Here is a 12,091-nt window from a genome sequence, read left to right on the forward strand (position 1 = left end):
GGTCGCGAGTTCGGGTGGCACTCAGTGCCGCAACCCTCCCCCTGGATGGCACTCGGCGTTATGGTGCTGGAGTCTCTACCTTCGGCCCGCGAGTCCCCCGCGACCGTGGAGCCACAGCATGAGGAGCCGCCTGATGCCCGACCTCGACCCCGGCTTTGTACCTGGACTCGAAGGAGTCGTCGCGTTCGAGACCGAGATCGCCGAACCGGACAAGGAGGGCGGCGCCCTGCGGTACCGGGGCGTCGACATCGAGGATCTGGTCGGTCACGTCTCGTTCGGCAACGTCTGGGGGCTGCTCGTCGACGGCGCCTTCGACCCCGGGCTGCCGCCCGCCGAACCGTTCCCGATCCCGGTGCACTCCGGTGACATCCGCGTCGACGTACAGTCCGCGCTGGCCATGCTCGCGCCCGTGTGGGGCCTCAAGCCGCTCCTCGACATCGACGAGGAACAGGCCCGCGACGACCTCGCCCGCGCGGCCGTGATGGCGCTGTCGTACGTCGCCCAGTCCGCGCGCGGGCAGGGGAACGCGATGGTGCCGCAGAGCGAGATCGACAAGGCGCAGTCCGTTGTCGAGCGGTTCATGATCCGGTGGCGGGGGGAGCCGGATCCGAAGCATGTGGCCGCGGTGGACGCGTATTGGACGTCTGCCGCCGAGCACGGCATGAACGCGTCCACCTTCACGGCGCGCGTCATCGCCTCCACGGGGGCTGATGTCGCCGCCGCGCTGTCCGGTGCCGTGGGTGCCATGTCCGGGCCTCTGCACGGGGGTGCGCCGTCCCGTGTGCTCGGGATGATCGAGGAGATCGAACGGACCGGGGACGCGGAGGCGTACGTCCGGCAGGCGCTCGACAAGGGTGAACGGCTGATGGGGTTCGGGCACCGGGTGTATCGGGCCGAGGATCCTCGGGCGCGCGTACTGCGGCGTACGGCGCGGGAGTTGGGGGCGCCGCGGTTCGAGATCGCGGAGGCGTTGGAGAAGGCGGCGCTTGCGGAGTTGCACGCTCGTCGGCCTGATCGGGTGCTCGCGACCAACGTCGAGTTCTGGGCGGCGATCGTGCTGGACTTCGCCGAGGTGCCGGCGCACATGTTCACGTCGATGTTCACGTGTGCGCGGACCGCCGGGTGGTCGGCGCACATTCTTGAGCAGAAGCGGACGGGGCGGCTTGTGCGGCCGTCCGCTCGGTATGTGGGGCCCGCCACGCGGGGGCCTGAGTCGATCTCGGGGTTTGGGGATATCGCCCACTGAGGAGGGGGCTGAGGTGGGTGGGCGGGTGCGGGTGCGTGGGGGCTGGGCGCGCGGTTCCCCGCGCCCCTGAGGGCATCACCGCAAGGTGTGTTCCAGTAGTGCCGCCCATTGAGTCACCACTCGCTCCCGGCGGCCCCTGTCGTCCGTGAGCAGGTTGGCCAGGCCCAGGCCCCTCGCCATGTCCAGGAGGCCCTGGACTGTTTCGCGCACCCCCGGCCGGGACTCGTCCGCGTCCAGGAGGTCCACGGCGATTCTGTGGGTCTCGCGGCCCACCTTCGCCTCCAACTCAGTTACCCGGGGGCGGAGTTGGTCCTCGTTGGAGGCCGCTACCCAGAGGTGCAGGGCCGCGCGGAACAACGGGCCGGTGTAGAGGTCGACCAGGGCCCCGATCACGGCCCGGTGGTCTGCGGCGCCCTGGGGGAAGAGGGAACGCAGGGCCGTGGAGCGTTCCTCGGCCACGTACTCGACCGCTGCCGTGAAGAGGTCCTCGCGGGTCGGGAAGTGGTGTTGGGCGGCGCCTCGGGAGACGCCGGCGCGTTCGGCCACGACCGAGACCGTGGAGCCTGCCCAGCCGTGTTCGGCGAGGCAGGACACGGCGGCTTCCAGGAGGCGTTGCCGGGTGGCCCTGCTGCGGTCCTGCTTGGGTCTGCGGTCGACCGCGCCCGGCGCCGTCGTCGCGCTCACACCACCCATGCGGGATCCCGTCGTTCGAGGAATGCTGTCATCCCCTCGCGGGCCTGCGCGGAGCCGAACAGCCGTGCCGAGAGCGCGGTCAGGTCGGCCGCGTCCCGGTCGAAGGTCTCCAGCACCCTAGCCGTGAGCAGCCGTTTCGTCTCGGCCAGGGCCTCGGGAGCGGCTCGGCGCAGGCCGTCGAGGATCGGTGCGAGCATCTCGTCCACGTCCTCTCCCGCCGCCGTCAGCAGGCCTGCGCGGGTCGCTTCCGTCGCGGCGAAGCGTTCGCCGGTGAGGTAGTAGCGGGCCACGGCGCGGGGGTCCGTGCGGGGCAGGAGCGGGAGGGAGATCACCGCCGGGGCGACTCCGATCCGCACCTCCGTGAACGCGAAGGTGGCGGACGTAGCACCGACTGTCATGTCGCACGCGGCGAGCAGGCCCAGGCCGCCCGCGCGTACGTGGCCCGTCACTCTCGCGACCACCGGCTTGGGGAGTTCCACGATCTGGCGGAGTACGGCCACCAGGGCGTCCGGCGGTGGCGGGTCCCGTAGGTCCGCGCCCGCGCAGAACGTGTTGCCGGTATGGGTGAGGACGACCGCCCGTACGTCGGCGTCCTTCCCGCACTCCGTCAGCGCGTCCGCCAACTCCCTTACCAGGGAGGCCGACAACGCGTTCCTGCTCTCCGGTGAGTCGAGGCTCAGGGTCTCGATGCCACGCGCGCGTGCACGACCGATCAGCGTCATGAGCGGCCTCGCAGTTCCCGGCGCAGGATCTTGCCGGAGGCGGCGCGCGGGACGGCGTCGATGAAGGTGACCATGCGGACGCGCTTGTACGGGGCGACGCGTTCGGCGACGTACATCAGGACCTCGCTCGGAGAGAGGTCGGGGGCGGTCTGTTGGCGGACCACGTACGCATGCGGGACCTCGTTGTTGTCGTCGTTGTACTCGCCCACGACGGCCACGTCGGCGATGCCGGGGTGGGTGAGCAGGAGGGCCTCCAGTTCGGCGGGGGCCACCTGGAAGCCCTTGTACTTGATGAGTTCCTTCACCCGGTCGACGACGAACGTCCAGCCTCCGGCGTCCACGTAGCCGACGTCGCCGGTGCGCAGCCAGCCGTCCTGGTCGATCATCGCGGCGGTGTCGTCGGGGCGGCCGAGGTAGCCCTTCATCACCTGGGGGCCGCGGATGAGGAGTTCGCCCGCCTCGCCGATGCCGAGGTCCTTGTCGGGGTCGTCGAGGGAGACGATCCGCATCTCGGTACCGGCGATGAGTTTGCCGACGGTTCCCGGGGGTGCGGTCGGCATGTCCCGTACGGGGACCACGTGGGTGCCCGGGGACAGTTCCGTCATGCCGTACGCCTGCCCTACGGGGGGCAGGCCCAGGCGGTGGGAGCAGGCGGCGGCGAGGTTCGCGTCGAGGGGGGCGGCGGCGCTGATGATGTATTTGAGGGACGAGAGGTCGTACTGGGCGACCGCCGGGTGCTTGGCCAGGGCCAGGACGATCGGCGGGGCCACGTAGAGGCCGGTGATGCGGTGGTTCTCGATCGCCGCGAGGAAGGTCTCCAGGTCGAAGCGCGGGAGGACGACGACCGCGGCGCCCTTCCTCAGGGGGGCGTTCATCAGCGCCGTCAAACCGTAGATGTGGAAGAAGGGGAGGACGGCGAGGATGCGGTCGCCGGGGCCGGTGGGGACCGTGGGCTCCAACTGGGCCAGGTTCGTGGCTAGTTGACGGTGTGTGAGCATGACGCCCTTGGGGCTGCCCGTCGTGCCCGAGGAGTACGGGAGGGCCGCGATGTCCTCCGCCGGGTCGATGTCGACCTCCGGCGCGGGGGCGGTCGAGCCGAGCATGTCGGCCAGCGAACGGTGTCCGGGCGCGCTGTCGCAGACGAATATCTCCTCGACCCCGCCCGCGAGTTCGGCGGCGCGGCGGGCCGCGTCCACGAGCGGTGACACGGTGACGATCCAGCGGGCCGCCGAGTCGGTCAGCTGCTTGGCGAACTCCTCCGGTGTCGCGAGCGGGTGCACCGTCGTGACGGAGGCACCCGCGCGCGTGGCGGCGTAGAACGCCAGCGGGAAGGCGACCGTGTTGGGGCTGTGCAGGGCGAGCACGTCCCCCTTGCGCACACCCGCCTCCGCGAGCCCGGCCGCGATGCTCCGGTGGAACCGGTCCACCTGGGTGTACGTGAGGGTGGTGCCGTCCGTGCCGTCGACCAGCGCGGGTTCGTCCCCGAACTCGGCGGCCCGGGCCAACACCGCGTCGTGGATGGGGAGTTCTACGGCCGGAACGTCTGCGTACTCGCTGCGGAACATGGTTCCTCCTGGCGCGGACTGCACGGGGCTTCAAGCCGGCGCGGGGCTTCAGGCTGACCGCGGGGCTTCAAGCCTGCTTCGGTCCTCGGGCCCCGGGTCAGTACGACTTCGGGAGGCCCAGGGTCTGGTGGGAGACGTAGTTGAGAATCATCTCCCGGCTCACCGGAGCAATACGAGCCACGCGTGCGGCAGTTATCAACGAAGCGAGCCCGAACTCCCGCGTGAGGCCGTTTCCGCCGAGAGTGTGCACCGACTGGTCCACCGCCCGCACGCACGCCTCCCCCGCCGCGTACTTGGCCATGTTGGCGGCCTCGCCCGCGCCCGCGTCGTCACCGGCGTCGTACAGATGCGCCGCCTTCTGCATCATCAGGCGGGCGAGTTCGAGGTCGATGTGTGCCTGGGCGAGGGGGTGGGCGATGGCCTGGTGGGCGCCGATGGGGGCGTCCCATACGGTGCGGTCGCGGGCGTACTCGATGGCTCGGGCCAGCGCGTAGCGGCCCATGCCGATCGCGAAGGCGGCGGTCATGATGCGTTCGGGGTTGAGACCGGCGAAGAGTTGGAGCAGGCCCGCGTCCTCGTCTCCGACCAGTGCGTCTGCGGGGAGTCGTACGTCGTCCAGGGTGAGCTCGAACTGCTTCTCCGTGGCCTGGAGTTCCATGTCTATCTGGCGGCGGGTGAAGCCGGGGGCGTCTCGCGGGACGATGAACAGGCAGGGCTTCAGGCGGCCGGTTCGGGAGTCTTCCGTGCGGCCGACTATGAGGGTTGCGTCGGCCAGGTCCACGCCGGAGATGAAGACCTTGCGGCCGGTGAGGAGCCAGTCGACTCCGTCGCGGTGGGCCGTGGTGGTGATGCGGTGTGAGTTGGAGCCGGCGTCGGGCTCGGTGATGCCGAAGGCCATGGTGCGGGTGCCGTCGGCGATTCCGGGGAGCCATTCCTGTTTTTGGGCGGCTGTGCCGAAGCGGGCGATCACTGTGCCGCAGATTGCCGGGGAGACGACCATCATCAGGAGGGGGCATCCGGCTGCGCCCAACTCCTCCAGGACTGTGGAGAGTTCGGAGATGCCGCCGCCTCCGCCGCCGTATTCCTCGGGGAGGTTGACGCCCAGGTAGCCGAGCTTGGCTGCCTCGGACCAGAGTTGCTCGCGGTCGTAGGTGCGGCCGTGGCGTTTGCCTAGGGCGGAGACGGCTGAACGTAGAGACCTGTGTTCTTCGGTTTCGGTGGTGGGCATGTTTCTCCCTCGTTGTGGCTGGTCGCGCTCGCGCGGCGGTAGCCGCAAATAGATACAGCCCCGCGCCCCTTTAGGTGGGCTGGATTACCGCCAATAGGGCGGCTAGCTGTACCTGTTGGCCAGGTACAGCGTTCAGGGCCGTCAGACTTCCCGTGACCGGGGCTGTGATCTTGTGTTCCATCTTCATTGCCTCTAGCCACAACAGGGGCTCACCGGCGGTCACTTCGGCCCCTACCGCCAGGCCCTCCGCGACCCTCACCACTGTGCCCGGCATCGGTGCCAACAGTGAGCCGGGGGCCAGTTGGGCGGCTGGGTCGGGGAAACGAGGGAGGGCCGTCAGGGTCGTTGCGTTCACGTACACCTGGTCGTCGCCGTAGCTCGCGACCTCGAACTTCCTTTGCACGCCGTCCACTTCGAGTACGACTCGACCGGCGTCCGCGTGGATGACACGCACCCCGTCCGCCGACAGGCCCTCCCTCGTGTGGCGGTACTGGACCTCGTACTCGGTGTCGCTCATGGCGTAGCGCTTCACCTGTGGCTGGGACGGTACGTTGCGCCAGCCGCCTCCTCCGAAGCGGGAGCGGCCGTGGGTGTCCGCCAGGGCGGCGGCCAGGGGGGCATGTGGGTCGGGGGCTTGTTGGGTGAGTTCCGGGAGGTGGCGGTCGTAGAAGCCCGTGTCCATGTGGGCGGTCGTGAACTCCTTGTGGCGCAGGGAGTTGACGAGGAGGGTGCGGTTGGTGAGCGGGCCGTGGATTGTCGCTTGCTCCAGGGCGCCTGCGAGTTTGCGGAGGGCTTCCGCGCGGGTGGGGGCGTGGGCCACGACCTTGGCGAGCATGGGGTCGTAGTGGACGCCGATGTTGTCGCCGTCGGTGTAACCGGTGTCCAGGCGGACGCCGTTCGGGACGGCCAGGCGGTGCAGGGTGCCGGTCTGGGGGGTCCAGTCGGTTGCCGGGTCCTCGGCGTAGAGGCGGGCCTCTATGGCGTGGCCGTGCGGGTGCGGGGGGTCGCTTTCGAGGGGCTCGCCCTCCGCGATGCGCAGTTGCAGGGCCACCAGGTCGATGCCGAACACGGCTTCTGTCACCGGGTGTTCGACCTGGAGGCGGGTGTTCATCTCCAGGAAGTGCGCCTTGCCGTCGGGGGAGATCAGGAACTCGACCGTTCCGGCGCCCTCGTAGGCGACCGCGCGGGCGGCGCGTACCGCCAACTCGCTCAGTTCTTCCGCCAGTTGATCCGACAGGCCCGGTGCCGGGGACTCCTCGATCACCTTCTGGTGGCGGCGTTGGAGGGAGCAGTCGCGGGTGCCGAGGGACCAGACCGTGCCGTGGGTGTCGGCGAGGATCTGCACCTCGACGTGTCGGCCGCCCTCCACGTAGAGCTCGACGAAGACCTCGCCGTCGCCGAAGGCGCTCATCGCCTCGGCGCGGGCGGCCGTCAACTCGGCGTCGACGTCGGCGAGTTGTCGTACGACGCGCATACCGCGGCCGCCGCCACCCGCCGCCGCCTTCACCAGGACCGGGAGGTCGGCCTCGGTGACGTGTTCCAAGGGCGCGATACCCATCAGTTCCTTGGCGCGGGTCTTGGAGGCCATGGCCTCGATCACCTCGGGTGGCGGGCCGATCCAGACCAGGCCGGCGGCCTGGACGGCGCGGGCGAAGTCGGCGTTCTCGGAGAGGAAGCCGTAGCCGGGGTGCACCGCGTCGGCGCCCGCCGCGACGGCCGCCTTCACGATCAACTCCCCACGCAGATACGTCTCCTGGGGCGTCGCCCCCGGCAGCCGTACCGTCGAGTCGGCCATGCGCACGTGCAGCGCGTTCTCGTCGGCGTCCGAGTGCACGGCGACCGTGCGGATGCCCAGTTCGCGGCAGGTGCGGAAGATCCGGCAGGCGATCTCGCCCCGGTTGGCGACGAGGACGGTCGCGATCATGTGGCCCCTCATGTCGTCGGTCATGGCCCTCACATCCGGAAGACGCCGAAGCCACCGCGCGCGCCCTCGAAGGGCGCCGTGTGGATGGCGGACAGGCACAGGCCGAGGACGGTGCGGGTGTCGCGCGGGTCGATGACACCGTCGTCGTACAGCCGCCCCGACAGGAACATCGGCAGGGACTCGGACTCGATCTGCTGCTCCACCATGGCGCGCAGCGCGGCGTCCGCGTCGTCGTCGTACGGCTGCCCCTTCGCTACGGCCGACTGGCGGGCGACGATCGACAGGACGCCGGCGAGTTGCTGGGGGCCCATGACGGCGGACTTGGCGCTGGGCCAGGCGAAGAGGAAGCGGGGGTCGTAGGCGCGGCCGCACATGCCGTAGTGGCCGGCGCCGTACGAGGCGCCCATGAGCACGGACAGATGCGGTACGCGGCTGTTGCTGACGGCGTTGATCATCATCGCGCCGTGCTTGATGATGCCGCCCTGTTCGTACTCCTTGCCGACCATGTAGCCGGTGGTGTTGTGCAGGAAGAGCAGCGGGATGTCGCGTTGGTTGGCCAACTGGATGAACTGGGCGGCCTTTTGGGACTCCTGGCTGAAGAGGACTCCTTGGGCGTTCGCCAGGATGCCGACGGGATAGCCGTGCAGGGTGGCCCAACCCGTCACCAGGCTCGTGCCGTAGAGGGGCTTGAACTCGTCGAAGTCCGAGCCGTCGACGAGTCGGGCGACGACCTCGCGCGGGTCGAAGGGGGTCTTCAGGTCCCCCGGGACGATGCCCAGCAGCTCGTCCTCGTCGTACTTGGGAGGTGCCGCCGGGGCCGGATCGCCGTACGCCTTACGGTGGTTGAGGCGGGCGACGACGCGGCGGGCCTGCCGCAGCGCGTCCTGCTCGTCGACGGCGAAGTGGTCCGCGAGCCCCGAGACACGTGCGTGCATCTCGGCGCCGCCGAGCGACTCGTCGTCGCTCTCCTCGCCGGTCGCCATCTTCACGAGCGGCGGCCCGCCGAGGAACACTTTCGCCCGCTCCTTGACCATGATCACGTGGTCGGACATACCGGGGATGTACGCGCCACCGGCGGTCGAGTTGCCGAAGACGACCGCGATCGTGGGGATGCCGGCGGCCGAAAGGCGGGTCAGGTCGCGGAAGATGGCGCCGCCCGGGATGAAGATCTCCTTCTGGGAGGGGAGATCTGCGCCGCCGGACTCCACGAGGCTGATGCAGGGGAGGCGGTTGGCGAGGGCGATGTCGTTGGCGCGGAGGGCTTTCTTCAGGGACCAGGGATTGCTGGCCCCACCGCGCACGGTGGGATCGTTGGCGGTGATCAGGCACTCCACGCCCTCTACGACACCTATGCCGGTGACGAGTGAGGCGCCGACCGCGTAGTCGCTGCCCCAGGCGGCGAGCGGGGACAGTTCGAGGAAGGGCGTGTCGGGGTCGAGGAGCAGCTCGATGCGCTCGCGGGCGAGCAACTTGCCGCGTTTGCGGTGCCGTTCGACGTATTTCGGTCCGCCACCCGCGAGAGCTTTGGCGTGCTCGGCGTCGAGGTCGGCGAGTTTGGTGAGCATGGCCTCGCGGTGGGCCGCGTAGTCGGGACCGTTGGTGTCCAGGGCGGTCGGAAGGACGGTCACAGGAGGGCCTCCGGTATGTCCAGACGACGGGAACGCAGCCATTCGCCCAGGGCCTTGGCCTGCGGATCGAAACGATGCTGGGCGGCGACGCCCTCGCCGAGAATCCCCTCGACAACGAAGTTGAGGGCGCGGAGGTTGGGCAGCAGGTGCCGCGTCACGACCAACTCGGCGGTTTCCGGGAGGAGTTCACGGAACCGTTCGACGGTCAGCGCATGGGCGAGCCAGCGCCACGCCTCATCCGTACGCGCCCACACCCCCACGTTGGCGTTCCCTCCCTTGTCACCGCTACGGGCCCCGGCGACCAGACCAAGGGGCGCCCGCGTCGTGGGCCCGTCCGGCGGAGGCTCGGGGAGGGTCGGCTGCGGAACGTCTTCCAGTACGCGGGTGTCGTGGGCCGGGGCCACAGCAATCCGGCGCCCGTCGTGGAGGACGGCCATATGGTCGACGGCGCCATGGGGGACATACACATCATCGAAGACGCCATAGGGCGCTCCCTTTCCAGGTGGGGTCAGCACATGGAAGCCGGGGTAACTGGCGAGTGCGAGCTCGACGGCGGCGGCACTCAACGCCCGCCCGACGACCTCCGGATCCGCATCCCGCACGACGAGCCGCAGCAGTGCGCTGGCGGTCTCCTCGGTGGAGGCGTCCGCGTGGTCGGTACGGGCGAGATCCCAACGAAGTTCACCGGGCCGGGACTTGGCTTTCCCCTCGTCGAAAGCGGCCTCCATCTGTTCCCGGACGAGCGTGGCCTTGCGCTCGATGTCGAGCCCGGTGAGCACGAAGGTGACCTCGTTGCGGAAGCCGCCCAGCCGGTTGAGCCCGACCTTGAGAGTGGGCGGCGGAGCCTCCCCCCGCACCCCCTCGATCCGCACCCGATCGCCCCCGGTCTCGTCCTCCCCGATCCGGACGGTGTCGAGGCGGGCGGTGACGTCGGGGCCGGCGTACCGGGCGCCATGCGTCTCGTACAGGAGCTGCGCGGTGACGGTACCGAAGTCCACGACTCCCCCCGTGCCGGGGTGCTTGGTGATGACGCAGGAGCCGTCGTCGTGGATCTCGGCGAGCGGGAAGCCGGGGCGGCGGAGCTTTTCGGGCGCGTGCTCGGTGAAGAAGGCGTAGTTGCCGCCGGTCGCCTGGGTCCCGCACTCCAGCACATGTCCGGCGACCACGGCCCCCGCGAGCCGGTCGTAGTCGCCCGCCACCCACCCGAAGTGAGCGACGGCGGGACCCGTGACCAGAGCGGCATCGGTGACGCGCCCGGTGACCACGATGTCGGCCCCCGCTTCGAGACAGGCGGCGATACCGAAGCCGCCGAGGTAGGCGTGCGCGGCGAGGGCATCCGGATACCGAGCGGCGAGATCGTCCCCTTCGACGTGTGCGACCCGTACGGCTATCCCGAGCCGGTCCGCCAACTTCCGTACGGCGTCGGCGAGTCCGGCGGGATTGAGCCCTCCGGCGTTCGTGACGATCCGCACCCCACGCTCCTGGGCGAGCCCGAGACACTCCTCCAACTGCTTGAGGAAGGTACGGGCGTACCCGGCGCCGGGGTCCTTCAGCCGGTCCCGGCCCAGGATGAGCATGGTCAGCTCGGCGAGGTAGTCACCGGTGAGGACGTCCAGTCGACCGCCGGTGAGCATCTCGCGCAGGGCGTCGAACCGGTCGCCGTAGAAGCCGGAGGCGTTGCCTATGCGGAGGGGGGCGACGGTGGACGTCATTGTCCGGCTCCCGTCGACTTCGGCGGCCGCCCGGCGCCGGGTGGCCCTGCGAAGGCCTGGGCGATGTCGAGCCATCGATCGGCATCGGGGCCGACCGCCTCCACGGCGAGGTCGGTGCGGTGGGCGCGCTGGGTGACGAGGAGGCAGAAGTCGAGGGCGGGCCCGGTGACACGTTGCGGAGCGTCTTCGGGGCCGTAGACCCACAACTCACCCTCGCCGGAGGGAGCGTGGAGTTCGACGCGGAACTCCTCACTCGGCGGGGTGAGCCCGTGCACACCGAAGGCGAAGTCACGTGCGCGCACACCGATGCGCACCACATGCCGGAGCCGATCCGTAGGTGGCCGGACCACACCGACCGCGTCGGCGACATCCTGCCCATGGGCCCAGGTCTCCATAAGCCGACCGGTGGCCATGGAGGCGGCCGACATGGGTGGGCCGTACCAGGGGAAGCGGGTTCCTGTGGGTGCGGCGTACAGGGCGTCCAGCAGCGCCGTCCGCCCGGCCCGCCAGTCGGCGAGAAGCTGAGCGGGGGTCTTCGCGGCCCCCTCCTGCGCACCCTCGTCCACGAACGTCTCGGGAGTGGCAAGGGCCTTCTCGACCAGCGCACGGAACGCGTTCCCGTCCGTCACGGCGAGCAGGGCGGAGTGGTCGGTCCAGGCCAGGTGGGCGATCTGGTGGGCGACGGTCCAGCGGGCAGCGGGGGTCTCGACGGCCCAGCCCTCCGGCCTCAACTCGGCTACCAGCCGGTCGAGTTCCTCGCTCTCCTCACGCAGGTCGTCGAACACGCGCGTCGGATCGGACATGGGGGGAGCATGGCAGGGGCGCCAGAAACAAGCAAGCGTGCTTGCATTATTAAGTGGGGGGGGGTGGGATGAGGGCAGGACGGGGAAGTGCAGTGGGCCTGAGCTGCGGAGTGGACGTTGGGCCGCCCGCTTCTTTGTGAGTGTCGGGCTTCCGTGCACCGAGTAAAGGGCGCTCCCTGCGGTCGCGTCGGCTGCGCCGATTCCGCTGCGCTTCACCCTTGACTCGGTGCACTCCAGCCCGTTGGAGAAGCGAGCGGGCGGCCCCGAGGGATGGGTGGCCGGCTGCGAGTGCCCTTGCCTGTGCTGCGTTGTGGGCCGGTGTGGAGGGTGCGCGCTCGCGTCTCGCCTGCACGCCGGGCCGGCTCAGCGGCCAACGGTGAGTGGGGAGTGCTGAGTGCTGAGTGGTGAGTGGTGAGTGGTGAGTGGGGACTTGAGCCGTAGGCATGGGGCCATGGGTAATAGGCCATGGGCCATGGGCTCCGGGCTGCGGGCTGCGGGCGGGTCGGGTCGGTTCTGGGCGGCGGCCCGGAGGACGGCCCCCCACCGCCCGGCCCTCCCTGGCCCTCCCCG

9 protein-coding genes are annotated in these 12,091 nt (G+C 70.1%); 1 reads left to right on the plus strand and 8 read right to left on the minus strand.

All coding sequences use genetic code 11. The features are described 5' to 3' along the window. Positions 1-133: 133 nt before the first annotated feature. The gene (locus OG588_RS21230) at positions 134-1,246 is read left to right on the plus strand and encodes a citrate synthase 2 (RefSeq protein ID WP_266858254.1); all 1,113 of its coding nucleotides are present in this window, start codon (positions 134-136) and stop codon (positions 1,244-1,246) included. A 75-nt stretch (positions 1,247-1,321) separates the two neighbouring features. Here OG588_RS21230 and OG588_RS21235 read toward each other — a convergent pair whose 3' ends face one another. The 8 genes from OG588_RS21235 to OG588_RS21270 all read right to left on the minus strand — a co-directional run bounded on the left by OG588_RS21235 (position 1,322) and on the right by OG588_RS21270 (position 11,521). Beyond that, on the minus strand, positions 1,322-1,939 hold the full coding sequence (locus tag OG588_RS21235; RefSeq protein ID WP_405948673.1) for a TetR/AcrR family transcriptional regulator: 618 nt from the start codon (positions 1,937-1,939) through the stop codon (positions 1,322-1,324). Then, on the minus strand, positions 1,927-2,661 hold the full coding sequence (locus OG588_RS21240; RefSeq protein WP_405948674.1) for an enoyl-CoA hydratase family protein: 735 nt from the start codon (positions 2,659-2,661) through the stop codon (positions 1,927-1,929). The genes OG588_RS21235 and OG588_RS21240 overlap by 13 nt, the downstream gene beginning before the upstream one ends. Continuing rightward, the gene (locus OG588_RS21245) at positions 2,658-4,226 is read right to left on the minus strand and encodes a 4-coumarate--CoA ligase family protein (RefSeq protein WP_405948675.1); all 1,569 of its coding nucleotides are present in this window, start codon (positions 4,224-4,226) and stop codon (positions 2,658-2,660) included. Before OG588_RS21245 ends, OG588_RS21240 begins: the two co-directional genes overlap by 4 nt. A 97-nt stretch (positions 4,227-4,323) precedes the next feature. Beyond that, positions 4,324-5,454: an acyl-CoA dehydrogenase family protein gene (locus OG588_RS21250; protein ID WP_405948676.1), complete on the minus strand. Its 1,131-nt coding sequence runs from the start codon at positions 5,452-5,454 to the stop codon at positions 4,324-4,326. 70 nt (positions 5,455-5,524) lie between these two features. Next, entirely contained in the window at positions 5,525-7,378 is a 1,854-nt protein-coding gene (locus OG588_RS21255; RefSeq protein ID WP_405953177.1) for an acetyl/propionyl/methylcrotonyl-CoA carboxylase subunit alpha, read from the minus strand. A 29-nt stretch (positions 7,379-7,407) separates the two neighbouring features. After that, a complete protein-coding gene (locus OG588_RS21260; RefSeq protein ID WP_398849902.1) occupies positions 7,408-9,006 on the minus strand; it encodes an acyl-CoA carboxylase subunit beta in 1,599 nt (532 codons plus the stop codon). After that, positions 9,003-10,718 (minus strand): acyclic terpene utilization AtuA family protein, encoded by a 1,716-nt coding sequence (locus OG588_RS21265; RefSeq protein ID WP_405948677.1) that lies wholly within the window; start codon positions 10,716-10,718, stop codon positions 9,003-9,005. Before OG588_RS21265 ends, OG588_RS21260 begins: the two co-directional genes overlap by 4 nt. Continuing rightward, the gene (locus tag OG588_RS21270) at positions 10,715-11,521 is read right to left on the minus strand and encodes a TIGR03084 family metal-binding protein (RefSeq protein ID WP_405948678.1); all 807 of its coding nucleotides are present in this window, start codon (positions 11,519-11,521) and stop codon (positions 10,715-10,717) included. The genes OG588_RS21265 and OG588_RS21270 overlap by 4 nt, the downstream gene beginning before the upstream one ends. Between the last annotated feature and the right edge of the window lie 570 nt (positions 11,522-12,091).

Source organism: Streptomyces prunicolor (assembly GCF_045162825.1).
GTDB classification, from domain to species: Bacteria; Actinomycetota; Actinomycetes; order Streptomycetales; family Streptomycetaceae; genus Streptomyces; species Streptomyces prunicolor.